The organism is Enterobacter sp. JBIWA008, assembly GCF_019968765.1.
Classification (GTDB): domain Bacteria; phylum Pseudomonadota; class Gammaproteobacteria; order Enterobacterales; family Enterobacteriaceae; genus Enterobacter.
The window spans coordinates 4,208,390-4,231,364 of record NZ_CP074149.1 but is presented as its reverse complement, the minus strand read 5'-3'; the positions used below and the strand labels follow the sequence as shown (position 1 = coordinate 4,231,364).

Below are 22,975 nucleotides of genomic sequence, written 5' to 3'. Positions count from 1 at the left end.
GACGCATTCCACTCTTTTTCGCAAACCTGACAATTCGCATCGAAAAAATTTAATAATCTGAAAGAATGTTTCAAACAAATAGCGGTTATTTATTGGTCTTTAATTGCCTGAAAGATCGTCTTTATTGATTTTTTTAAAGCTGGAAAATTTATCAGGGTTATCGCCATAAAATAAATTTATTACTACTGATTTTGTTGATCGATATCAGCGTAATGGTGTGGCTGTATTTATCTATGCCATTGATAATAAATGTATTTTCAGATTGTTGTTGTTCAAGTAAAGCGTGCTAAAAAGCAAATTGTGAGTGACAGCACATACCCTCTGAAACACTATTAGGTAGAATTCGCTCCGTCATAGGGAAATAAGCGCAGAATATTATGAACACTATTATTCTACCGAAAACACAGCACCTCGTGGTATTTCAGGAAGTCATTAAAAGTGGCTCCATAGGTTCTGCAGCAAGACAGCTGGGCCTGACGCAACCCGCCGTTAGTAAAATCATCAGCGATATTGAGTCCTACTTCGGCGTGGAAGTGATGGTGCGTAAAAACACCGGCGTAAAACTCACTGCCGCAGGCCAGGTTCTGCTCTCGTACTCAGAGTCGATCACCCGCGAAATGAAAAATATGGTGAGTGAGATTAACAGTCTGAGTTTCAGTACCGTTATGGACGTTTCCTTTGGCTACCCGTCGCTGATCGGCTTTACCTTCCTGTCAGAGATGATCAAAAAATTTAAGGAAGTGTTCCCAAAAGCACGCGTCTCGATGTATGAAGCCCAGCTCTCCTCTTTCCTTCCGGCCATTCGCGACGGTCGTCTGGATTTCGCTATCGGCACCCTGAGTGATGAAATGCTGCTGCAGGATCTGCACGTCGAACCGCTGTTTGAGTCCGAGTTTGTGCTGGTCGCCAGCAAAACGCGAACGTGCACCGGCCCGACGACACTGGCATCGCTCACGCACGAGCAGTGGGTGATGCCGCAAACCGATATGGGCTACTACAAAGAACTTCTGACCACTCTGCAAGACAATCACATCAGCATCGAAAACATCGTCCAGACCGATTCCGTCGTCACCATTTATAACCTTGTGCTGAATGCCGATTATCTGACGGTTATTCCCCGCGACATGATTGCGCCGTTCGGTTCTGACCAGTTTATTGTGTTGCCCGTGGAAGATGAATTACCCGTGGCGCGTTATGCCGCCGTGTGGTCAAAAAATTACAGGATTAAAAAATCGGCGTCAGTATTAGTTGAGCTGGCAAAACAATATTCGTCGATGAATATCGAAAGACGACGATGAATAATTAGTATTCATTTTAAAAATACCCAGAGCTTATCTCTGTAACGCTCTGATACCCTGACTTTGCCTGAAAAGAATGAATTATTATAACGAGGATATTATGCACATTACCTACGATCTCCCGGTAACGATTGAAGATATTCAGGACGCCAGAAAACGACTGGCAGGAAAAGTATATAAAACCGGCATGCCGCGCTCGAATTATCTCAGCGAACGCTGCAAGGGCGAAATATTCCTGAAGTTTGAGAACATGCAGCGTACCGGCTCGTTTAAGATCCGCGGCGCGTTTAACAAATTAAGCTCGCTGACCGATGCCGAGAAACGCAAAGGCGTTGTCGCCTGCTCCGCGGGAAACCACGCGCAGGGTGTGTCCCTCTCCTGCGCCATGCTTGGCATCGACGGCAAAGTGGTGATGCCGATGGGTGCGCCTAAGTCTAAGGTTGCCGCGACGCGCGACTACTCCGCAGAAGTCGTGCTGCACGGCGAGAACTTCAACGACACCATTGCCAAAGTTAGCGAAATCGTCGAGATGGAAGGGCGTATTTTTATTCCACCGTACGATGATGCCAAAGTGATCGCCGGGCAGGGCACCATCGGTCTGGAAATTCTTGAAGATTTATATGACGTGGATAACGTCATTGTGCCAATCGGCGGCGGCGGCTTAATTGCCGGGATCGCGACGGCAATTAAATCCATCAACCCCACCATTAATATCATTGGCGTGCAGTCAGAAAATGTTCACGGTATGGCAGCCTCCTGGCAGGCAGGAGAAATAACCAACCACCGCGTTACCGGCACGTTAGCCGACGGCTGCGACGTCTCTCGTCCGGGGAAATTAACCTTCGAAATCGTTCGTGAACTGGTCGATGACATTGTGCTGGTCAGCGAAGACAACATTCGCGACAGCATGATTGCCCTTATTCAGCGAAATAAAGTGGTGACGGAAGGTGCCGGCGCGCTGGCGTGCGCCGCGTTATTAAGCGGCAAACTTGACCACTATATTCAGGGCCGTAAAACCGTCTGCATTATTTCCGGCGGCAATATCGACCTCTCCCGCGTTTCCCAAATTACCGGCTTCGTTGACGCATAAAGGTGACCTATGAGCAACACAGAAAGCATTATCGTTGGTCAGACAAAAACGTCCTCCTGGCGTAAGTCTGATACCACCTGGACACTTGGCCTGTTTGGTACCGCCATTGGCGCAGGCGTGCTGTTCTTCCCCATTCGCGCAGGCTTTGGCGGATTGATCCCTATCCTGCTGATGCTGGTTCTCGCGTTTCCCATTGCGTTTTACTGCCACCGCGCGCTGGCGCGTTTGTGTCTCTCCGGCAGCAACGTCTCCGGCAACATCACCGAAACGGTGGAAGAGCACTTTGGTAAGACAGGTGGGGTGGTCATCACGTTCCTCTACTTCTTCGCCATTTGCCCGCTGCTGTGGATTTATGGCGTCACCATTACCAACACCTTTATGACCTTCTGGGAAAACCAGCTCCAGCTGCCCGCGCTGAATCGCGGCGTCGTGGCGCTGTTCCTGCTGCTGCTGATGGCCTTTGTTATCTGGTTTGGTAAAGACCTGATGGTGAAGGTCATGAGCTTCCTGGTATTTCCGTTTATCGCCAGCCTGGTGCTGATTTCCCTGTCGCTGATCCCTTACTGGAACTCGGCGGTGATCGACCAGGTCAACCTGAGCGATATCGCCTTTACCGGTCATGACGGCATTCTGGTCACCGTATGGCTGGGTATCTCCATCATGGTCTTCTCCTTTAACTTCTCGCCTATCGTCTCCTCGTTTGTGGTCTCCAAGCGCGAAGAGTATGAGCCGGAGTTCGGGAAAGAGTTTACCGAGCAGAAATGTTCCAAAATCATCGGTCGCGCCAGCCTGCTGATGGTGGCCGTAGTAATGTTCTTCGCCTTTAGCTGCCTGTTTACGCTCTCTCCGCAGAACATGGCGGACGCCAAGGCGCAGAACATTCCGGTGCTCTCCTACCTGGCGAACCACTTTGCATCAATGTCTGGCACCAAATCGACGTTCGCAACGGTACTGGAATACGGTGCCTCCATCATCGCGCTGGTCGCTATCTTCAAATCCTTCTTCGGGCACTACCTGGGCACGCTTGAAGGGCTGAACGGTCTGATCCTTAAGTTCGGCTACAAGGGCGATAAGAAGAAAGTCTCTGTCGGCAAACTGAACACCATCAGCATGGTGTTCATCATGGGTTCCACCTGGGTTGTGGCCTACGCCAACCCGAACATTCTGGACCTTATTGAAGCCATGGGCGCACCAATCATCGCCTCTCTGCTGTGCCTGCTGCCGATGTATGCCATCCGCAAAGCGCCTGCGCTGGCGAAATACAAAGGGCGTACCGAGAACATCTTCGTTACCGCGGTCGGCCTGCTGACCATTCTGAATATCGTTTACAAACTGTTCTAACCCATTGCTCAGGAAGAGCGGAGTCACATGATGATTGAGTATCCGGTTGTACTGGTAATTAACTGCGGTTCGTCCTCCGTTAAGTTTTCGGTGCTCGACGCCAGCAGCTGCGATGCCCTGATGACGGGCATTGCAGATGGGATCAACACCGAGAAGGCCTTTATTTCCGTGAACGGGGGTGAGCCAGCCGGACTTGCTCACCAGGACTACGAAGGGGCGCTGGCTGCCATCGCCCTGGAGCTGGAGAAGCGTAACCTGATGAGCAGCGTGGCCTTAATTGGCCACCGCATTGCGCACGGCGGCGACCTCTTCAGCGAGTCGACCCTTATCTCGGAAGAGGTGATCGCGCAGATCCGTCAGGTCTCCCCGCTGGCGCCACTGCATAACTACGCCAACCTGAGCGGCGTGGAAGCGGCAGAGCGCCTGTTCCCGGGCGTGCAGCAGGTCGCGGTATTTGATACCAGCTTCCACCAGACGCTGCCGCCAAAGGCGTATCTGTACGGCTTGCCGTACCGCTATTTTGAAGAGCTGGGCGTGCGCCGCTACGGCTTCCACGGCACCTCTCACCGTTACGTTGCCACGCAGGCGCATACGCTTCTCGGGCTGTCCCCCGATGACAGCGGCCTGGTGATTGCCCATCTTGGCAACGGGGCGTCCATCTGCGCGGTGCGCAACGGCGAAAGCGTTGATACCTCCATGGGGATGACGCCGCTGGAAGGGCTGGTTATGGGCACGCGCTGCGGCGACGTGGACTTCGGTGCGATGGCGTGGATTGCCCACCAGACCGGGCAATCGTTTGAGGACCTGGAGCGCGTGGTCAATAAAGAGTCCGGGTTGCTGGGGATCTCCGGTATCTCGTCCGATTTACGCACGCTGGAGAAAGCCTGGCACGAAGGCAACGAGCGGGCGCAGCTGGCTATCCATACCTTCGTTCACCGCATTGCGCGGCATATCGCCGGCCACGCGGCGTCGCTGCACCGTCTGGATGGGGTGGTCTTTACCGGCGGCATTGGCGAAAACTCGAAGCTTGTCCGCGCGCTGGTGGCGGAACATCTGAAGGTCTTCGGCATCATCCTCGACGACGCCAAAAATGCCCTGCCGGGCAGCGCGGGCGAGCGCGTGATCTCCACCGGGTCGTCCCGCGTGGCCTGCGCGGTGGTCCCTACCAACGAAGAAAAAATGATCGCGCTGGACGCCCTCCGTCTTGGGAAGGTTACCCCGGCTGCGGCTTACGCCTGATAAAGCGAGAAACACATGAAAGTAACAATCGATACGGGCGTCGCGCCCTACAGCGACGCGTGGGCCGGGTTTCGCGGTGAAGAATGGAAAAACACCGTCAACGTCCGCGATTTTATTCAGCATAACTACACCCCTTATGAAGGCGATGAAGCTTTCCTCGCGCAGGCGACGCCAGCAACGACGGCGCTGTGGCAGAAGGTAATGGTCGGCATTCGCCAGGAGAATGCCACCCACGCTCCGGTGGATTTTGACACCAACATTGCCACCACCATTACCGCCCACGGGCCGGGCTATATCGACCAGGATCTGGAGACGATCGTCGGCCTGCAAACCGATAAGCCGCTCAAGCGCGCGCTGCATCCTTATGGCGGGATCAACATGATCCGCAGCTCGTTCGAAGCCTATGGCCGGGAGATGGATCCGCAGTTCGAATACCTTTTTACCGACCTGCGCAAAACCCACAACCAGGGCGTGTTTGACGTCTACTCCCCGGAGATGATGCGCTGTCGTAAATCCGGCGTGCTGACCGGCTTGCCGGACGGCTACGGGCGCGGACGCATCATCGGTGACTATCGCCGCGTGGCGCTGTACGGGATCGCTTATCTGGTGCGCGAGCGTGAACTTCAGTTTGCGGATCTGCAGGGCAGGCTGGAGCGCGGAGAAGATCTGGAGGCGACGATCCGCCTGCGTGAAGAGCTGGCGGAGCACAGGCGTGCGCTGCTGCAGATCCAGCAGATGGCGGCGAACTATGGGTTTGATATCGCACGCCCGGCGATGAACGCCCAGGAAGCGGTGCAGTGGGTCTATTTTGCCTACCTTGCAGCGGTGAAATCCCAGAACGGCGGGGCGATGTCGCTGGGGCGCACGGCCTCGTTCCTCGATATCTACATTGAACGCGACATGCGGGCAGGACGGCTGAACGAAGTCCAGGCGCAGGAGCTGATCGATCACTTCATCATGAAGATCCGCATGGTGCGCTTCCTGCGCACGCCGGAGTTCGACACGCTCTTCTCCGGCGAGCCTATCTGGGCGACGGAAGTGATCGGCGGCATGGGGCTGGACGGGCGCACGCTGGTGACCAAAAACAGCTTCCGCTATCTACATACCCTACACACCATGGGGCCTGCGCCGGAGCCGAACCTGACGATCCTCTGGTCTGAACAGCTGCCGATCGCGTTCAAGAAATACGCCGCGCAGGTGTCGATCGTCACCTCTTCTCTGCAGTACGAGAACGACGATCTGATGCGTGCGGACTTCAACAGCGACGACTACGCCATTGCCTGCTGCGTCAGCCCGATGGTGATCGGCAAGCAGATGCAGTTCTTTGGCGCGCGTGCCAACCTCGCCAAAACGCTGCTGTACGCGATCAACGGCGGGGTGGATGAGAAGCTGAAGATCCAGGTCGGTCCGAAAACCGAGCCGCTGCTGGACGACGTGCTGGATTACGACACCGTGATGGCGAGCCTCGATCACTTTATGGACTGGCTGGCGGTGCAGTACATCAGCGCCCTGAACCTCATTCACTACATGCATGATAAGTACAGCTACGAAGCCTCGCTGATGGCGCTGCACGACCGGGACGTATACCGCACCATGGCCTGCGGCATTGCCGGGCTGTCGGTAGCCGCGGATTCCCTGTCGGCCATTAAATACGCCACGGTGAAGCCGGTGCGTGACCATACCGGTCTGGCGGTCGATTTCGTGATTGAAGGGGACTATCCGCAGTACGGCAACAACGACGATCGCGTGGACAGCATCGCCTGCGACCTGGTGGAGCGCTTTATGAAGAAAATTCAGGCGCTGCCAACCTACCGCAACGCGGTACCGACCCAGTCGATTCTGACCATCACCTCCAACGTGGTTTACGGCCAGAAGACCGGGAACACGCCGGACGGACGCCGCGGCGGTACGCCGTTTGCGCCTGGCGCCAACCCGATGCACGGGCGCGACAGAAAAGGGGCGGTGGCGTCGTTAACCTCGGTCGCCAAGCTGCCGTTCACCTATGCCAAAGACGGGATCTCCTACACCTTCTCCATCGTGCCGCAGGCACTGGGCAAGGACGAGCCGGTGCGCAAAACCAACCTTGTCGGGCTGCTGGACGGATACTTCCACCACGAAGCGACCATTGAGGGCGGGCAACACCTGAACGTCAACGTGATGAACCGGGAGATGCTGCTGGATGCCGTCGCCCATCCGGAGAACTATCCGAACCTGACGATCCGCGTTTCTGGTTATGCGGTGCGGTTTAACGCCCTGACGCGCGAGCAGCAGCAGGACGTGATTTCGAGGACGTTTACCCAATCCATCTAAACGCGAGTGCTCATGCCCCCTCAACGCAGGGGGCATTTTTTTGCCCGCTAAACATACAAAATTGTTTGTATAATTACTCACACATATTCATCCGCTCTTGAAAAACAATACGCCTGCTTTTCCCTATAACAGCATGTAAGGACAGTAAGATGATGAAAATGACCCGTATTGCGCTGGTTGCCGCCTCGCTGGCAGTGTGCAGTTTTACGGCACAGGCCGCGAACGTTGAGGCTGCCCCGTCTCCATCGCAGGATCCGCTGGTACAGCACCTGAAGCTCAGCAATGAGCAGGTTAAGAAAATTGCAGATCTGCATAAGCAGCTGGAACAAAATGTCAGCAAGATCCCGATGACAGGGGTGAAGGACGGCGCGCTGATCGACATGTTCCAGGCGGGTAAATGGGACGAAAGCACGGTGAAAAGCCAGCTTGTCGCCTTTAGCAAAATTGAAGAGCAGGCCCGCTATTACCGCGTGAAATATTACTTCGATGTCAGCCAGGTGTTGACGCCGGAACAGCGTAAGCAGATTAGAACCGATATGGCTAACGCGCTGGCAGAGTGATTCCGTACGTCGCGTAAGGCGCCGGATGATTCTGCCGTGGCTCGATCGGTTCCCTCTCCCATTGGGAGAGGGTTAGGGTGAGGGTATTCTCTAAACCGGCAAATCAATCAGCAGCGCGCGCAGCGGCGTATCCGCCACCAGGGTGATGTTCGCCTCATCGCGAATAAACGCCCCGTCGCCGCAGGTGAGCGCTTCTTTCTCTTCCGCGTGCGTCACCGCATGCATCGTACCGTGAATAGACTGTAAATAGGCGCGCGGACCATGAAGCTGGAAGCTCGCCTGTTCACCTTTCTTCAGCTCGATATGATGCAGCCACACCTGCTGGCGCAGCTGCAGACTACCTTTACTGCCGTCCGGCGATGCAATCAGCTGCTGCTTATCGCCCGTTAAATCTAACTTCTGTACCAGCGGGTTTTCCCGCTCGGGGCAGGCGTCCAGCCACAGCTGCATGCGGGTCAGCGTTTTGTCTTTGCTGAGGTTATGCTCGCTGTAGCTGATGCCCGGCTGCGTGGAAATTAACAACGCTTCGCCAGCCTTTGCCTGGACATGATTGCCCTCGCTATCGCGGTATTCTGCCTCGCCTTCCAGGATCAGGTTCAGGATATCGACTTTCGGGTACGTACGCGGCTGGAAGGAAGCGCCCGGGGCGAGCACTTCCTGGTTCAACACGCGCAGTGAAGCGTAACCGAGGAGTTTAGGGTCAAAGTAGTGTCCAAAGGAAAAGGTGTAGCGGGCCTGCAGCCAACCGAAATCGGCTTGTCCGCACTGTTTAGCTGTTCTTGTCGTAATCATAAACTTGACCTCTCTTTACACTAAAACAATGGTAAAGGTATGGACGCTGCATTGTTAGCCAGATATTCTGCCCGGTATGTTCAAATTTCCTGAATGAGAACGAGATGGCTAAAGAGAGAGCATTGACGCTTGAGGCGCTTCGCGTCATGGACGCGATTGACCGGCGCGGCAGTTTTGCGGCGGCGGCAGATGAGCTGGGGCGCGTTCCGTCTGCCCTAAGCTACACTATGCAGAAGCTGGAGGAAGAGCTGGACGTGGTGCTGTTTGACCGCTCCGGTCATCGAACAAAATTCACCAACGTGGGGCGAATGCTGCTGGAGCGCGGCCGCGTGCTGCTGGAAGCGGCGGACAAGCTCACGACGGACGCCGAAGCGCTGGCGCGCGGCTGGGAAACCCATCTGACGTTAGTTACCGAAGCGCTGGTGCCGACAGAAGCGCTGTTCCCACTGGTGGACCGCCTGGCGGCTAAGGCCAATACGCAGCTGTCAATCATCACCGAGGTGCTGGCAGGCGCGTGGGAACGTCTGGAAACGGGCAGGGCGGATATTGTGATTGCGCCGGACATGCACTTCCGTTCCTCATCGGAAATCAACTCGCGCAAGCTCTACAGCGTGATGAACGTCTATGTTGCTGCTCCCAATCACCCGATTCACCAGGAGCCGGAGCCGCTATCTGAAGTGACGCGCGTGAAGTATCGCGGCGTGGCGGTTGCGGATACCGCGCGCGAGCGTCCGGTGCTGACGGTGCAGCTGCTGGATAAACAGCCTCGTCTGACGGTCACGTCACTGGAAGACAAACGGCAGGCGCTATTGGCCGGTTTGGGCGTGGCGACCATGCCGTACCCGTTTGTCGAAAAAGACATTGCTGAAGGCCGGCTGCGCGTTGTCAGCCCGGAATATAGCCACGAGGTGGATATCATTATGGCGTGGCGTCGTGACAGCATGGGCGAAGCCAAATCATGGTGTTTACGCGAAATTCCGAAGCTTTTCGCGCAATATAATAAATAGGTCTGTAAGCCCGGATCGCTGTGCGTCACCGGGCTTTTTTTATGCGCCGATCTTAGGATCCGGACCAAAGCGGTTTTCGCCCGGTGTCCCGCTCTGGCAGTTGAAAATCAAAATTACGATCCAGCCCACGATCGGGATCAACAGCAGCAGTAACCACCACGCAGAACGATCGGTGTCGTGCAGTCGACGGAACAGCACCGCCCATGATGGCAGCAGGACTAACAGGCCATAAATGGTGGTCAGCACGCCTTCACCGCCAGCCCGCTCCCAGCCAAGAATTTTATCCACAATCCCCAGCACCATGATGAGGATGAAGTTCACCAGAACGAACATCCAGTACTCTTTGCGGCGGGCACGGCCACCAAATCCGATGTAGTTGCGTAGTACTTTTAAATACCAGTCCATTTTTCCTTGCCTCAATAATCGGTCAATCACTTGTTTTTTAAGTAATCAAAGTAAGGATAGATGGAGATTGTGAATTAAAAAAGGGCATCTATTGATGCCCTTAATATTTATCCAAAACGGACGTCGCGCCCGTGAGGTTCATCCAGGTTCTGCCACGGGCCGATAGAGATAATGCCCGTCGGGTTGATGGTCTTGTGGCTGCGGAAATAGTGGGTGCGAATATGGTCGAAGTTAACCGTCTCCGCGATGCCCGGCATCTGGTAGATGTCGCGCAGGAAACCATGCAGGTTCAGGTAATCGCTAATGCGGTGCTTGTCGCACTTAAAGTGGGTGACATAGACCGGATCGAAGCGAATCAGCGTGGTCCACAGGCGAATGTCCGCTTCCGTCAGGCGATCGCCCGTCAGGTAGCGACGCTGGCCCAGGATCTGCTCCAGGCGCTCCAGGGATTCAAATACCTTTCCGACCGCTTCGTCATACGCTTCCTGGCTGGTGGCGAAACCGGCCTTGTAGACACCGTTGTTGACGTTGTCGTAAATCCAGCCGTTCAGCTCATCAATTTTCTCGCGCAGCTCAACCGGATAGTAATCTCCGGCACGTGCGCCGTGCGCATCAAACGCGGTATTGAACATGCGGATGATTTCCGCAGATTCATTGCTGACAATCGTCTGGTTTTTCTTGTCCCACAGCACCGGCACGGTAACGCGCCCGGTGTAGTGAGGATCGGCGCGCAAATAGAGCTGGTAAAGGAAATCATGGTGGTAAAGATCGTCGCCGGTCGCCGCAGGGAAATCATCGTCAAACGTCCAGCCGTTTTCCAGCATCAGCGGGTTGACGACTGAAACCGGAATTAAGGATTCGAGACCTTTAAGCTTGCGCACAATCAGCGTGCGGTGGGCCCACGGGCAGGCAAGCGAAACATAAAGATGGTAACGATCTTTCTCAGCCGCAAAGCCGCCTTCGCCGCTTGGGCCCGGCGCACCGTCGGCGGTCAGCCAGTTACGGAAGGCCGAAACTGAGCGCTTGAAGCGACCTCCGGTGGATTTGGTGTCATACCAGACATCCTGCCATACGCCGTCTACGAGTTGTCCCATTTTTTCTCCTCCGTCAGATAGCAAAAGCGAGGAGATGTCTCCTCGCTTTAAGTTCATTCAGTATAGCGTGCTTACCACTTCTTATTCAGAACGCGGTCGATGCTGTATGCGCCCGGGCCAGTGACGGCCAGCAGCAGGAAGCCACCCGCGATGGTCAGGTTTTTCATGAACATCAGAGAGTTGACGCCTTCCGCAAAGTTGCTGTGGAAGATGAACGCTGTCAGCACGGTGAAGCCTGCGGTAAACAGCGCGGTGGTACGGGTCAGGAAGCCGAACAGTACCGCCAGGCCGCCGCCGAACTCAAGCAGAATGGTCAGTGGCAGCAGGAACCCCGGAACGCCCATGGCTTCCATATACTGCTGGGTACCCGCATAACCGGTGATTTTTCCCCAACCTGCCACGATGAACAGAATTGGCATCAAAATACGCGCGACCAGTACACCAACATCTTCTAATTTTTTCATTTTACTCTCCAGGAAACCACATGAGCGGCTGAACATTATTTGTCTGCAATTACGGGTAGATACCGCGTCGTTGCTGTCGATGGAGAGGATAATAAACGGGGCGGGTAGCAATTGTTAGCAAGGAAAACTGTCAATCTCTTTCAAAGATATTGAGTAAGGGATCGTGCGCGCGGGTGCCCTTACCCAACCCTCTTCCACGGGGAGAAGGCGCAAAAAAAACGGTAACCAGGGTTACCGTTTTGCTTTTATCACCGAAGCTGCTGCTGCCGCAACGTTGCTTTCACCAGACGCCAGGCGCTCCAGGCGCCAAATCCACGGCGTGCCCAGCGGATCAGCATATTCGGATGACGAACGGACCAGATAGCCATCACGCTGCTGCCGACCAGGGCCCATGAACGCAGGCTCAGGACGGTATTCCAGCCCCGGTCAAACCGTCGCGTCGCGTCAATCCAGTCGCGACGACTGGCTGACAGATCCAGTCGTTGCTGCTGGATCTGGCTTAACAGGCTCGCTTTTCGCTTTTGACGTTCGGCTTTACCGCTCACGGCTAGTCATCCTCCAGCAGGGCGCGATCGTTCGCCAGCTCCTGACGCGTATGGCGCAGGAAAGTGGACTTGCGCGCCTTACGCAGCGTCCAGATACCGCCTATCAACGCTGCGACCAGCAGAACGACGGTGGTCGCAATCATCGCGTTAAGACGATACTGCGGGTCAATGGCCCAGATGATTAACACCATCAGGCTCATCAGACCAAACGCGGCGAAAAGCATGGTCAGCCCGAGCATCAGCAGCATCTGGAAGAGGTTCGCTTTCTCCTCTTCCAGCTCGACCACTGCAAGCCGGACGCGCGTTTCGGCAATCCCGACCAGCGTCGTTAAAATACGCTGGCCGATGCCGAGGACGTTGTTAGCAGGCCCTTGTGCGTGACGAGGATCTTCCATATCAACGACGCGTCAGAAGGACACCCAGTACCACACCCACTGCGGCACCAATCCCAACACCCGTCCATGGATTATCACGCACGTATTCGTCGGCGCGCGCAGCCGCTTCGCGGGTCTGTTTCGCCAGTGCATCACCGGTTTCACCCAGGCGATAGCGGCTCTCTTTCAGCGCCTGCTCCGCCTTGCTGCGCAGCTTGCTGACCTCTTCTTTTGACTTATCAGCAGAGGAGTTCAGCACCTCTTCAAGGGTATCGGCCAGGGATTTCAGCTCAGCGCGCAGATGTTCAGACGTCGTATCTTTTGACATGATTCTCTCTCCTGTTGAGATTTCCGTTAACTCAATAATCGCGAGCTTCCAGCGCTTTCAGATCATCCTGCGCTTCTTTCAACTTCTTCTCGCGCTTAGCAATTTTTTCCGCATCCCCTTTCTCTTTCGCTTCCTGCAGGTCGCGACGGCGCTCGGCTATCTCGTCCTTCTGTTCAGCGATTTTCTTCTGGTGGTCGGCACGAAGCTTGCTGTCTGAACAGTTCGCTTTCACTTCGCTCAGCGCTTTTTTAAGACCATCAACTCGGTGCTGATTGTTATGCTTCTCGGCATAACCGATCTCACGCTGAATATCCTGTTCTTTCTCCTGACAGAGAGAGTTTGCGAAGGATGCTGTGCTTAAAGAAAAAAGGGCCAGAGCCAGAGTCATGCGGAATTTCATTATCGAAACCTTCCATTGTGTGGCGGCATAAGCCGCTATCCAAAGTTATGCGGAGTACATTGAGGGGTGCTCCGCGTACTTAAGCATAGTAAGTAAACGGGGGATTCACCAAAGTGAGTGAAAAGATTCGGAATCCTGGAAGTTATCCAAACCGATGCGACGTATCGCGAATCAATGACAGCCAGGCCGCAGGCTGGCTGTCATCCTCCTGCTGGGCAATGATATACCCGTGCGGCAGCGTACGGTCGAGAACCACTTTCGCGGCGGCACTTTGCGCACGAGAATCAAACTTGATCAGTAAAACGTCGTCCTGCGGAGTGATGCTCTTAAAGCTGATCCCGTTCGCATCCAGATGATGCCAGACAGAAAAACCGTCAGGCACGCTGGCGCCCTGGTTTACCGGGCGGATGGCCAGGGTCGATTCCTGATGCGAAAGCGCGCTCCATGCCAGCAGCAGGGCGCTGAGCCCCACCAGCGTAATCACGGCAAAAGCGAAACGGCGCAGGGCGAGCGGTGAGATAACCATCGTTAGCCTCTGGCTCCGTATTTCTTTTTCCACAAGACAACCAGTGAGCCAATCAGGCCGAATACCAGCAGAACCACAGGCAGCAGCATCAGGCAGGACATCAGTTGGTCTTCATATTTCATAAAGACCGGCGTTTTACCCAGCGCATAGCCGAGCGTCGTCAGAATAAGCACCCATAGCAGGCCGCTCATCCAGTTAAAGAACTGGAAGCGCGTGCTGCTCAAACCCGACAGACCGGCAATGGTGGGCAACAGGGTGCGAACAAAGGCGATAAAGCGGCCAATCAGCAGCGCGGAAAGCCCGTGCTTATGAAAAAGGTGGTGCGCCCGCTGGTGATAATGCGCAGGAAGATGAGAGAGCCAGTTCTGGACGATCCGGGTATTGCCCAGCCATCGTCCCTGGATATAGCTCACCCAGCAGCCGAGGCTGGCCGCGACGGTCAGTAATAAAACGGTGTGTGGAAACGCCATCGCCCCTTTGGCACACAGCACGCCGACAAGCACCAGCAAACTGTCACCGGGCAGGAAGGCAGCAGGCAACAAACCGTTCTCAAGGAACAGGATCATAAACAAGACGAAATAGAGCATGCCAATCATGGAAGGGTTGGCCAGCGTTTCAAAATCCTGCGCCCAGAGGGCATGCAGTAGTTGGGTCAAAAGTTCCATTCAGTGTTCCTGGAAATCGGTTAACGTCACGCCTGTTATCCGGGACAAACAGCACGGCGACATTGTTGTGATTTCATTATGGTCGCTCGCGGACACATTGCGGTGTGGCCAACACTGTTCCCTGTTAATTGGCTGGTTAGCAAGCACTAACTTACAAAATAAGGAATTGAATCCAATTGTAACAAAGCCCAACGTTCTGCGTCACAGAATTTGCAGGGGTGAGTTGATTTTGGCGTAAGCCCAGGAAGTGAGCGAGGGGATTTACAAAGGCTGACACTATATATGTTTTGCTTACCCATGTAAGCCGGAAGGCGCAACGTAGCGCCTGCCAGCAGAAAGGTCATCTATTTTGCGGCACTGGAAGCCGTATCGAGATGAACAACCGGATTATCGGCAAAAAGATAGCGGTCAGCGTTAAATTCGAAGTCATCACTGGTTTCGTTGAACAGCATCTGCTTGGTGTTTTCCAGGTGCTGCCACATCGCCAGCTTAGCGGCATGCGGATCTTTACGAATCAGCGCTTTAAGGATTTGGTCGTGATCGTCGCACCAGTTGTCGACGGTGCGGGAATCGATATGGTCGTGCAGTTTTTTCCAGTACGGGTTGTGAACGCGCTGAGTCCACATTTTTTCAACGATTGCCGCCAGCGCCGTGTTTTGGGTTGCCAGGGCGACCTGAACGTGGAACTGAAGATCCCACTCTGAATCGCGGAAACATTTCTCCTTACGGGCATTCTCCTGGATCTCCATCAGCTTCATGATGTCCTGCTTGGTCACCTGCGTCGCCGCAAACTCAGCAATATTGCTTTCGATCAGCTGGCGAGCCTGGAGCAGCTCAAAGGGGCCATAGCTGGCGAATTCCAGACTTTCGTCCGCGACGGGAGAGTGTTTCGGCAGATTAGAAATCACGTGAATGCCGGAACCTTTGCGTACCTCAACGTAGCCTTCCACTTCCAGCATGATAATTGCTTCACGCACCACGGTGCGGCTCACGCTTTTTTCATCTGCGATAAAGCGCTCGGCGGGAAGTTTATCACCGACAAGGTAGACCCCTTGCTCGATGCGATCTTTCAGCTCCGCAGCAAGTTGTTGATATAAACGACGTGGTTCGGTGATTTCCATATGCGCTCCAGGCAGGGTACGGCAGATGATTTGTTATACCACTTTTGCGTGCCACTCTCCAGATTTTGCCATTAAAAAAGCCGCCCGGAGGCGGCTTCGACGAAACGCATTTTCGCTAACTCTGCGTCGCCGGTTTCCCGAGGGACTCTTTCGCCAGCTCCTCTGCGGATTTGCTTTTCAGCACCGTCCAGATAACCACCGCCCCCATCAGGTCGAAGATCGCCAGCACCGCGAACAGCGGGCTAAAGCCGATGGTATCCGCCAGCGCGCCGACCACCAGCGCAAACATGGTGCTCGCGGTCCAGGCGGCCATGCCGGTCAGACCGTTGGCGGTTGCCACTTCGTTACGACCGAAAACGTCAGACGAGAGCGTAATCAGCGCGCCGGACAGGGACTGGTGCGCAAAACCACCGATGCACAGCAGGGCAATGGCGACGTACGGGCTGGTGAACAGGCCGATCATGCCTGGGCCAATCATCAGCAGCGCGCCCATGGTGACGACCAACTTACGGGAAACAATCAGGTTCACCCCAAACCAGCGCTGGAACAGCGGTGGCAGGTAGCCGCCCACGATACAGCCCAGGTCAGCGAACAGCATTGGCATCCAGGCGAACATCGCGATCTCTTTCAGGTTAAAGCCGTAGACTTTAAACATGAACAAGGGGATCCACGCGTTAAAGGTACCCCAGGCCGGTTCAGCCAGGAAACGAGGCAGGGCGATCCCCCAGAACTGACGGGTGCCCAGGATCTGCCAGACGGTCATTTTTTTGCCGTTGTTGGTCTGATGCTGCGCTTCCTGACCGCCAATGATGTATTCGCGTTCTTCTTCGGAGAGCTTTTTCTGATCGCGCGGGTGCTTATAGAAAACCAGCCACGCCATCGCCCAGGCAAAGCTCAGCACGCCAGAAATGATGAACGCCATCTGCCAGCTGTGCATCACGATCGCCCACACCACCAGCGGCGGCGCTATCATCGCCCCGATGGACGAGCCCACGTTGAAGTAGCCGACCGCAATGGAACGCTCTTTCGCCGGGAACCACTCGGAGCTGGCCTTGAGGCCCGCCGGAATCATCGCGGCTTCAGCCGCACCGACCGCACCGCGCGCCAGCGCCAGCCCACCCCAGCTGCCTGCCAGCGCGGTTGCGCCGCAGAACACCGCCCAGGCGATGGCGAAGAAGGCATAACCGATTTTGGTACCGAGAATATCCAGCACATAGCCAGCAACAGGCTGCATGATGGTGTAAGCCGCGGAATAGGCGGCAATGATGTAGGAGTATTGCTGTGTGGAGATATGCAGCTCTTCCATCAACGTTGGCGCTGCTGCTGCCACGGTGTTACGCGTCAGGTAGCCCAGCACGGTGCCTAACGTCACCAGTGCGATCATATACCAACGTAACCCTTTAATTTTACGCATCTAAAACCTCATCGTTATGTTATTTCCGCGCCAGAGCACGGCAACCTCTCAACCGTTTCCGGGAGCAGTTGTGTAACGGGAGGGGCGTAGCCGGAAGCATGTCCCGGAACGGCCCGAACCTTGCCATAAGTAAGCGTGCATAAGTCGGTATCCGTACCGTTAAACCCGATGTCTCTCACACCGGTAATGCATTCCGTCGGCTGAGTGTTTGCGACGGCGAAAAGATAACTTGTCATACAACTTTAAAAGGTGAGTGACATCACAAATGTATGATTCTTTGTGGGGACATTAATCGTTGCGCGCAAAGCCAGTGCTGGCGGGGGTTGCAGAAGGGTTTACCCCATTAAGGGTAATTTATTTGTTGACGTTTATTGATCTCACTCACGAAAAAAGCTTCGGTGGGTGGAAATTGGTGTGATAACTTTGCAGCATATGAACATACGCTTTCTGCGCTCCCGTAATGAGGAAGACGATAATGACGCCGTTTATGACCGAAGATTTTCTGTTAGATACCGAATTTGCTCGCCGCCTGTACCACGACTACGCAAAAGACCAGCCGATTTTCGACTACCACTGCCATTTACCGCCGCAGCAGGTTGCCGAAAATTATCGCTTCAAAAACCTGTATGACATCTGGCTGAAGGGTGACCACTACAAATGGCGAGCCATGCGCACCAACGGCGTGGCTGAGCGCCTGTGTACCGGCGATGCGACCGACCGCGAGAAGTTTGACGCCTGGGCGGCGACCGTTCCGCACACCATCGGCAACCCGCTCTATCACTGGACCCATCTTGAGCTCCGCCGTCCGTTTGGCATCACCGGCAAGCTGCTCTCCCCAACGACCGCGGATGAAATCTGGGATCGCTGCAATGCGCTGCTGGCGCAGGATAACTTCTCCGCGCGCGGCATCATGAAGCAGATGAACGTGAAGATGGTGGGCACCACCGACGATCCGATCGACTCCCTGGAGCATCATGCCGTTGTCGCGAAAGACACCTCTTTTGATATCAAAGTGCTGCCAAGCTGGCGCCCGGACAAAGCCTTCAACATTGAGCAGGCCACCTTCACCGACTACATGGCGAAGCTGGCGGAAGTGTCGGATACCGACATCCGTCGTTTCGCCGATCTACAAACCGCGCTGACCAAACGTCTGGATCACTTCGCGGCGCACGGCTGTAAAGTCTCAGACCACGCGCTAGACGTAGTGCTGTTTGCGGAATCAAACGAAGCAGAGCTGGACAGCATTCTGGCGCGTCGTCTCTCTGGCGAAGGCCTGAGCGAGCACGAAGTGGCGCAGTTTAAAACGGCGGTACTGGTGTTCCTCGGTGCGGAATACGCGCGTCGCGGCTGGGTACAGCAGTACCATATCGGCGCGCTGCGCAATAACAACCAGCGCCAGTTTAAGCTACTGGGCGCGGATGTGGGCTTCGACTCCATCAACGACCGTCCGCTGGCAGAAGAGCTGTCTAAGCTGCTGAGCAAACAGAACGAACAAAACCTGCTGCCAAAAACCATCCTGTACTGCCTGAACCCGCGCGATAACGAAGTGCTGGGTACCATGGTCGGCAACTTCCAGGGCGAAGGGATGCCGGGCAAGATGCAGTTCGGTTCCGGCTGGTGGTTCAACGATCAGAAAGACGGCATGGAGCGTCAAATGACGCAGCTGGCGCAGCTGGGTCTGCTGAGCCGCTTTGTCGGCATGCTGACCGACAGCCGCAGCTTCCTCTCTTACACTCGCCACGAATACTTCCGCCGCATTCTGTGCCAGATGATTGGCCGCTGGGTACACGCAGGCGAAGCGCCAGCGGATATCCAACTGTTGGGCGAAATGGTGAAAAACATCTGCTTTAACAATGCGCGTGACTACTTCGCCATTGAACTGAACTAAGGCCGTCTGAGGTTGGTATGCAATACATCAAAATCCATTCGCTGGATAACGTGGCCGTCGCGCTGACGGATCTCGGTGAAGGCGACGTGGTGACCCTGGATAACCAGAGTGTCACCCTGCGTCAGGCGATCGTTCGTGGACACAAGTTTGCTCTGATCCCCATAGCGAAAGGGGAGAACGTGGTGAAGTACGGTTTGCCCATCGGCCATGCGCTGGCGGATATTGCGCCGGGTGAATACATCCACTCCCACAATACCCGCACTAATCTGAGCGATCTGGACGAGTACAGCTATCAACCTGATATACCCGCGGAAGAGCGTCAGGCGGCGGATCGTGAGGTGCAGATCTACCGTCGCGCCAACGGTGAGGTGGGGATCCGCAACGAGCTGTGGATCCTCCCGACCGTCGGCTGCGTGAACGGGATTGCGCGTCAGATCCAGACGCGCTTCCTGAAAGAGACCAACAATGCTGAAGGCACTGACGGGGTGCATCTGTTCAGCCACACCTACGGCTGTTCCCAGCTCGGTGACGACCACATTAACACCCGCACCATGCTGCAAAACATGGTGCGCCACCCGAACGCGGGGGCGGTGCTGGTGATTGGCCTGGGCTGCGAGAACAATCAGGTGGACGCCTTCCGCGAGACGCTGGGTAAGTTTGACCCTGAGCGCGTGCACTTCATGGTGTGTCAGCATCAGGATGACGAAGTGGAAGCGGGCGTTGAACAGCTTCATCAGCTGTATGAGGTGATGCGTCACGACAGGCGCGAGCCGGGCAAGCTGAGCGAGCTGAAGTTTGGCCTGGAGTGCGGCGGGTCTGACGGCCTGTCCGGGATCACCGCCAACCCGATGCTGGGCCGCTTCTCGGATTACGTCATTGCCAACGGCGGCACGACGGTGCTGACCGAGGTGCCGGAGATGTTCGGCGCGGAACGTATTCTGATGAGCCACTGCCGCGACGAAGAGACGTTTGAGAAAACCGTCACCATGGTGAACGACTTCAAGCAGTACTTCATCGCCCACAACCAGCCGATTTATGAGAACCCGTCGCCGGGTAACAAAGCGGGCGGGATCACGACGCTGGAAGAGAAGTCCCTCGGCTGCACCCAGAAAGCGGGTGCCAGCCAGGTGGTGGACGTTCTGCGCTACGGCGAGCGGCTGAAAACCCACGGCCTGAACCTGCTGAGCGCACCGGGCAACGATGCGGTCGCCACCAGCGCGCTGGCGGGTGCCGGCTGCCATATGGTGCTGTTCAGCACCGGTCGCGGTACGCCGTACGGCGGTTTTGTGCCGACGGTGAAAATCGCCACCAACAGCGAGCTGGCGGCAAAGAAAAAGCACTGGATCGACTTTGATGCGGGCCAGCTGATTCACGGCAAAGCCATGCCGCAGCTGCTGACGGAGTTCGTGGACACTATCGTGGAATTTGCCAACGGCAAGCAGACCTGCAACGAGAAGAACGACTTCCGCGAGCTGGCGATCTTTAAGAGTGGTGTGACGCTTTAATCGGTGCGGCCTGATGCCCTCACCTTGACCCTCTCCAACAGGGAGAGGGTACAAACGCTAAAAACGGCAACCTCAGGGTTGCCGTTTTGCTGTTAACCCCGCAGGGCGTTCTTCGCTAAACGCGCATCTTCCGCCTGACAGGCCGCGGCGGTGAACAGCACGTCGGTAGAGGAGTTCAGCGCGGTTTCGCAGGAGTCCTGCAGCACGCCGATGATAAAGCCGACGGCCACCACCTGCATGGCGATTTCATTCGGGATGCCGAACATATTACACGCCAGCGGGATCAGCAGCAGCGAACCGCCCGCCACGCCGGATGCGCCACAGGCACACAGCGACGCCACGACGCTCAGCAGCAATGCGGTTGGCAGATCCACCGGAATGCCCAACGTATGCACCGCCGCCAGGGTCAGGACGGTAATGGTGATTGCCGCGCCCGCCATGTTCACGGTTGCACCCAGCGGGATCGACACGGAATAGGTGTCACGGTCCAGATTAAGCTTCTCCGCCAGCGCCATATTAACCGGAATGTTCGCCGCAGAGCTGCGGGTGAAGAAAGCATACACGCCGCTCTCACGCAGGCAGGTCAGCACCAGCGGATACGGGTTGCGGCGGATCTGCCAGAACACCAGCAGCGGGTTGATCACCAGCGCCACCAGCAGCATACAGCCGACCAGTACAACCAGCAGCTGCGCGTATCCCCACAGCGCGTCGAAACCGGTGGTTGCCAGCGTGGAGGAGACTAGCCCGAAAATACCGATTGGCGCAAAGCGAATCACCAGCTTCACCATAAAGGTGACGGCGTTCGACAAATCATTCACCAGGTGTTTCGTGGTGTCGTTACCGTGACGCAGTGCGAAGCCCAGACCAATCGCCCAGACCAGGATGCCGATGTAGTTTCCGCTCATCAGCGCGGTGATGGGGTTAGAGACCATGCTCATCAGCAGGCCGCGAAGTACTTCGACAATGCCGGATGGCGGCGTGATGTCGCCGGCCGCGCTGGTCAGGTGCAGCGTGGAAGGGAACAGGAAGCTAAACACCACGGCCGTTAAGGCAGCCGAGAAGGTTCCCAGCAGATACAGGAACAGAATGGGGCGAATGTTGGTTTTTTGTCCGTGCTGATGGTTGGCAATCGACGCCATGACCAGCATCAGAACCAGTACCGGTGCGACGGCCTTCAGGGCGCCCACGAAAAGGGTGCCGAGCAGCCCCGTTGCCTCCGCAGCAGGTTTTGACACCATGGCCAGCAGAATACCCAGCACCAGTCCTACCAGAATTTGTTTAACCAGGCTTCCCTGCGCCAGGCGCGCAAAAAGACCCGTCGATTGTGTGCTCATACATTATTCCTGAGTGAAATTGCGTTCCATTCCGAATGTGCTCTTAGTCACATTTATGTCCGGATGTAAGTAAATGTTTGCCTGGTCGAGTATAGAGAATGCGCGAAAGGAGGGAAGCGTAAAATGCTGGATTTTACGTGTTGCATCATATTTTTTAACTACTACGTTACAGAAGTGTGTTCACCCTCTCCCTGTGGGAGAGGGCGGGGTGAGGGCATCAGCCCGCACCGAACGTTTTACTCCACCTGCTGCTTCTTATCGTGCTGGCGGTTAACCCAGGTATTGATAATCAGCGTCACGATCAGAATGCCAAACACCACGCCAAGCGAAATGGCGATTGGGATATGGTAGAAATCGACGATCAGCATCTTGATACCGATAAACACCAGAATCACCGACAGACCGTACTTCAGCATCGAGAAGCGCTCCGCCGCACCCGCCAGCAGGAAGTACATCGCACGCAGGCCGAGGATGGCGAACAGGTTTGAGGTCAGGACGATGAACGGGTCGGTGGTCACCGCGAAGATCGCCGGAATACTGTCTACCGCGAAAATCACGTCGCTCAGCTCAACCAGAATCAACACCAGCAGCAGCGGCGTGGCAAACAGCAGACCGTTCTGGCGCACGAAGAAGTGCTCGCTCTCGATCTTGTCGGTCATGCGCAGATGGCCGCGGATCCACTTCACCAGCGGGCGATCGCCAATCGCGGAGCCGTCCTCTTTCGCCAGCGCCATTTTGACCCCGGTAAACAGCAGGAACGCGCCGAAGACGTACAGCAGCCATTCGAACTGGGTAATCAGCCAGCTGCCGGCGAAGATCATGATGGTACGCAGGATAATCGCGCCCAGCACGCCGTAGACCAGCACGCGGCGCTGCAGGGCCGCAGGCACGGCGAAGTAGCTGAACAGCATCAGCCAGACGAAGACGTTATCGACCGCCAGGGCTTTTTCAATCAGATAGCCGGTGAGGAAGGCGAGCGCCTGAGGATCGGCCACCGCGCGGCCTTCGGTCGAGGCCAGATACCACCAGAAGGCGGCGCAAAAGAGCAGGGAGAGGGTGACCCAGACCAGCGACCAGGCCGCAGCCTGTTTCATGGTCATGCCGTGCGCGCCGCGACGCCCCTGCAAAAAGAGGTCGATCGCCAGCATGATGAGCACGACAACCGCGAATCCGCCCCACAACATGGGAGTGCCGACAGAATGCATACTATTTTCCTTACACATAAAAAAACAAAAACGGCCATAGTCAGAAGACGATAGCCGTTAGCTTTTTATG

The 22,975-nt window shown here is 55.7% G+C and carries 23 protein-coding genes; 9 read left to right on the top strand and 14 right to left on the bottom strand.

All coding sequences use genetic code 11. The features are described from left to right. Positions 1-377 precede the first annotated feature (377 nt). The 6 genes from tdcA to KGP24_RS20475 all read left to right on the top strand — a co-directional run bounded on the left by tdcA (position 378) and on the right by KGP24_RS20475 (position 7,838). A complete protein-coding gene (gene tdcA, locus KGP24_RS20500; protein ID WP_008501504.1) occupies positions 378-1,298 on the top strand; it encodes a transcriptional regulator TdcA in 921 nt (306 codons plus the stop codon). Between the two features lie 100 nt (positions 1,299-1,398). Next, a complete protein-coding gene (tdcB, locus tag KGP24_RS20495) occupies positions 1,399-2,388 on the top strand; it encodes a bifunctional threonine ammonia-lyase/L-serine ammonia-lyase TdcB (protein WP_223561646.1) in 990 nt (329 codons plus the stop codon). 9 nt (positions 2,389-2,397) lie between these two features. Continuing rightward, complete coding sequence (tdcC, locus tag KGP24_RS20490) at positions 2,398-3,729, top strand: threonine/serine transporter TdcC (RefSeq protein WP_023333551.1); 1,332 nt, start codon at positions 2,398-2,400, stop codon at positions 3,727-3,729. Positions 3,730-3,759: 30 nt separating this feature from the next. Then, positions 3,760-4,968: a propionate kinase gene (gene tdcD, locus KGP24_RS20485; protein ID WP_223563538.1), complete on the top strand. Its 1,209-nt coding sequence runs from the start codon at positions 3,760-3,762 to the stop codon at positions 4,966-4,968. Positions 4,969-4,983: 15 nt separating this feature from the next. Then, complete coding sequence (gene pflB / locus KGP24_RS20480; RefSeq protein WP_223561645.1) at positions 4,984-7,278, top strand: formate C-acetyltransferase; 2,295 nt, start codon at positions 4,984-4,986, stop codon at positions 7,276-7,278. A gap of 149 nt (positions 7,279-7,427) precedes the next feature. Further along, positions 7,428-7,838, top strand: coding sequence for a hypothetical protein (locus tag KGP24_RS20475; protein ID WP_194401299.1), 411 nt, complete (start codon positions 7,428-7,430; stop codon positions 7,836-7,838). A 90-nt stretch (positions 7,839-7,928) separates the two neighbouring features. Here KGP24_RS20475 and KGP24_RS20470 read toward each other — a convergent pair whose 3' ends face one another. After that, on the bottom strand, positions 7,929-8,630 hold the full coding sequence (locus tag KGP24_RS20470) for a pirin family protein (RefSeq protein ID WP_223561644.1): 702 nt from the start codon (positions 8,628-8,630) through the stop codon (positions 7,929-7,931). Positions 8,631-8,734: 104 nt separating this feature from the next. Between KGP24_RS20470 and KGP24_RS20465 the strand changes: the two genes are divergently transcribed. Continuing rightward, positions 8,735-9,637 carry a LysR family transcriptional regulator gene (locus KGP24_RS20465; protein WP_223561643.1) on the top strand — a complete coding sequence of 301 codons (903 nt, stop codon included), beginning with the start codon at positions 8,735-8,737 and terminating at the stop codon, positions 9,635-9,637. A 39-nt stretch (positions 9,638-9,676) separates the two neighbouring features. Here the strand turns inward: KGP24_RS20465 and KGP24_RS20460 are convergent, their stop codons facing one another. The 11 genes from KGP24_RS20460 to KGP24_RS20410 all read right to left on the bottom strand — a co-directional run bounded on the left by KGP24_RS20460 (position 9,677) and on the right by KGP24_RS20410 (position 16,973). Continuing rightward, positions 9,677-10,042, bottom strand: coding sequence for a DUF805 domain-containing protein (locus KGP24_RS20460; protein ID WP_023294635.1), 366 nt, complete (start codon positions 10,040-10,042; stop codon positions 9,677-9,679). Positions 10,043-10,149: 107 nt separating this feature from the next. Beyond that, complete coding sequence (locus tag KGP24_RS20455; RefSeq protein ID WP_223561642.1) at positions 10,150-11,136, bottom strand: glutathione S-transferase family protein; 987 nt, start codon at positions 11,134-11,136, stop codon at positions 10,150-10,152. Positions 11,137-11,207: 71 nt separating this feature from the next. Next, entirely contained in the window at positions 11,208-11,600 is a 393-nt protein-coding gene (locus tag KGP24_RS20450) for a DoxX family protein (RefSeq protein ID WP_023309292.1), read from the bottom strand. A gap of 248 nt (positions 11,601-11,848) precedes the next feature. Further along, entirely contained in the window at positions 11,849-12,145 is a 297-nt protein-coding gene (locus KGP24_RS20445; RefSeq protein WP_223561641.1) for a YqjK-like family protein, read from the bottom strand. Positions 12,146-12,147: 2 nt separating this feature from the next. Further along, the gene (locus KGP24_RS20440) at positions 12,148-12,540 is read right to left on the bottom strand and encodes a phage holin family protein (RefSeq protein WP_023333540.1); all 393 of its coding nucleotides are present in this window, start codon (positions 12,538-12,540) and stop codon (positions 12,148-12,150) included. Between the two features lies 1 nt (position 12,541). Then, a complete protein-coding gene (locus KGP24_RS20435) occupies positions 12,542-12,847 on the bottom strand; it encodes a YqjD family protein (RefSeq protein ID WP_008503141.1) in 306 nt (101 codons plus the stop codon). 31 nt (positions 12,848-12,878) lie between these two features. Further along, complete coding sequence (locus KGP24_RS20430; RefSeq protein WP_008503142.1) at positions 12,879-13,247, bottom strand: DUF1090 domain-containing protein; 369 nt, start codon at positions 13,245-13,247, stop codon at positions 12,879-12,881. Positions 13,248-13,389: 142 nt separating this feature from the next. After that, positions 13,390-13,773, bottom strand: a complete 384-nt coding sequence (mzrA, locus tag KGP24_RS20425; RefSeq protein ID WP_223561640.1) for an EnvZ/OmpR regulon moderator MzrA — start codon at positions 13,771-13,773, stop codon at positions 13,390-13,392. Between the two features lie 2 nt (positions 13,774-13,775). After that, positions 13,776-14,438: a DedA family general envelope maintenance protein YqjA gene (gene yqjA / locus KGP24_RS20420; RefSeq protein ID WP_223561639.1), complete on the bottom strand. Its 663-nt coding sequence runs from the start codon at positions 14,436-14,438 to the stop codon at positions 13,776-13,778. Between the two features lie 344 nt (positions 14,439-14,782). Then, positions 14,783-15,559 carry a transcriptional regulator ExuR gene (gene exuR / locus KGP24_RS20415; RefSeq protein WP_023309288.1) on the bottom strand — a complete coding sequence of 259 codons (777 nt, stop codon included), beginning with the start codon at positions 15,557-15,559 and terminating at the stop codon, positions 14,783-14,785. Between the two features lie 115 nt (positions 15,560-15,674). Beyond that, positions 15,675-16,973 (bottom strand): MFS transporter, encoded by a 1,299-nt coding sequence (locus KGP24_RS20410; RefSeq protein ID WP_194401296.1) that lies wholly within the window; start codon positions 16,971-16,973, stop codon positions 15,675-15,677. A gap of 475 nt (positions 16,974-17,448) precedes the next feature. Between KGP24_RS20410 and uxaC the strand changes: the two genes are divergently transcribed. After that, positions 17,449-18,861: a glucuronate isomerase gene (gene uxaC / locus KGP24_RS20405; RefSeq protein WP_223561638.1), complete on the top strand. Its 1,413-nt coding sequence runs from the start codon at positions 17,449-17,451 to the stop codon at positions 18,859-18,861. A gap of 17 nt (positions 18,862-18,878) precedes the next feature. After that, entirely contained in the window at positions 18,879-20,366 is a 1,488-nt protein-coding gene (locus tag KGP24_RS20400) for an altronate dehydratase family protein (protein WP_223561637.1), read from the top strand. A gap of 92 nt (positions 20,367-20,458) precedes the next feature. On the opposite strand, the gene sstT is transcribed toward KGP24_RS20400, so the two are convergent. Together sstT and KGP24_RS20390 are read right to left on the bottom strand one after the other, a co-directional pair. Beyond that, the gene (sstT, locus tag KGP24_RS20395; RefSeq protein ID WP_223561636.1) at positions 20,459-21,700 is read right to left on the bottom strand and encodes a serine/threonine transporter SstT; all 1,242 of its coding nucleotides are present in this window, start codon (positions 21,698-21,700) and stop codon (positions 20,459-20,461) included. Between the two features lie 236 nt (positions 21,701-21,936). Further along, on the bottom strand, positions 21,937-22,905 hold the full coding sequence (locus KGP24_RS20390) for a TerC family protein (RefSeq protein WP_223561635.1): 969 nt from the start codon (positions 22,903-22,905) through the stop codon (positions 21,937-21,939). Positions 22,906-22,975 lie beyond the last annotated feature (70 nt).

Excerpts from the sequence above, each read along its gene's own strand:
- uxaC (WP_223561638.1), top strand. The coding sequence starts at position 17,449 with ATGACGCCGTTTATGACCGAAGATTTTCTGTTAGATACCGAATTTGCT.
- KGP24_RS20470 (WP_223561644.1), bottom strand. The coding sequence starts at position 8,630 with ATGATTACGACAAGAACAGCTAAACAGTGCGGACAAGCCGATTTCGGT.
- KGP24_RS20460 (WP_023294635.1), bottom strand. The coding sequence starts at position 10,042 with ATGGACTGGTATTTAAAAGTACTACGCAACTACATCGGATTTGGTGGC.
- KGP24_RS20435 (WP_008503141.1), bottom strand. The coding sequence starts at position 12,847 with ATGTCAAAAGATACGACGTCTGAACATCTGCGCGCTGAGCTGAAATCC.
- KGP24_RS20390 (WP_223561635.1), bottom strand. The coding sequence starts at position 22,905 with ATGCATTCTGTCGGCACTCCCATGTTGTGGGGCGGATTCGCGGTTGTC.
- tdcB (WP_223561646.1), top strand. The coding sequence starts at position 1,399 with ATGCACATTACCTACGATCTCCCGGTAACGATTGAAGATATTCAGGAC.
- sstT (WP_223561636.1), bottom strand. The coding sequence starts at position 21,700 with ATGAGCACACAATCGACGGGTCTTTTTGCGCGCCTGGCGCAGGGAAGC.
- mzrA (WP_223561640.1), bottom strand. The coding sequence starts at position 13,773 with ATGGTTATCTCACCGCTCGCCCTGCGCCGTTTCGCTTTTGCCGTGATT.
- pflB (WP_223561645.1), top strand. The coding sequence starts at position 4,984 with ATGAAAGTAACAATCGATACGGGCGTCGCGCCCTACAGCGACGCGTGG.
- exuR (WP_023309288.1), bottom strand. The coding sequence starts at position 15,559 with ATGGAAATCACCGAACCACGTCGTTTATATCAACAACTTGCTGCGGAG.
- yqjA (WP_223561639.1), bottom strand. The coding sequence starts at position 14,438 with ATGGAACTTTTGACCCAACTACTGCATGCCCTCTGGGCGCAGGATTTT.
- KGP24_RS20450 (WP_023309292.1), bottom strand. The coding sequence starts at position 11,600 with ATGAAAAAATTAGAAGATGTTGGTGTACTGGTCGCGCGTATTTTGATG.
- tdcC (WP_023333551.1), top strand. The coding sequence starts at position 2,398 with ATGAGCAACACAGAAAGCATTATCGTTGGTCAGACAAAAACGTCCTCC.
- tdcA (WP_008501504.1), top strand. The coding sequence starts at position 378 with ATGAACACTATTATTCTACCGAAAACACAGCACCTCGTGGTATTTCAG.
- KGP24_RS20455 (WP_223561642.1), bottom strand. The coding sequence starts at position 11,136 with ATGGGACAACTCGTAGACGGCGTATGGCAGGATGTCTGGTATGACACC.
- KGP24_RS20410 (WP_194401296.1), bottom strand. The coding sequence starts at position 16,973 with ATGCGTAAAATTAAAGGGTTACGTTGGTATATGATCGCACTGGTGACG.
- KGP24_RS20475 (WP_194401299.1), top strand. The coding sequence starts at position 7,428 with ATGATGAAAATGACCCGTATTGCGCTGGTTGCCGCCTCGCTGGCAGTG.
- KGP24_RS20430 (WP_008503142.1), bottom strand. The coding sequence starts at position 13,247 with ATGAAATTCCGCATGACTCTGGCTCTGGCCCTTTTTTCTTTAAGCACA.
- KGP24_RS20440 (WP_023333540.1), bottom strand. The coding sequence starts at position 12,540 with ATGGAAGATCCTCGTCACGCACAAGGGCCTGCTAACAACGTCCTCGGC.
- tdcD (WP_223563538.1), top strand. The coding sequence starts at position 3,760 with ATGATTGAGTATCCGGTTGTACTGGTAATTAACTGCGGTTCGTCCTCC.
- KGP24_RS20465 (WP_223561643.1), top strand. The coding sequence starts at position 8,735 with ATGGCTAAAGAGAGAGCATTGACGCTTGAGGCGCTTCGCGTCATGGAC.
- KGP24_RS20400 (WP_223561637.1), top strand. The coding sequence starts at position 18,879 with ATGCAATACATCAAAATCCATTCGCTGGATAACGTGGCCGTCGCGCTG.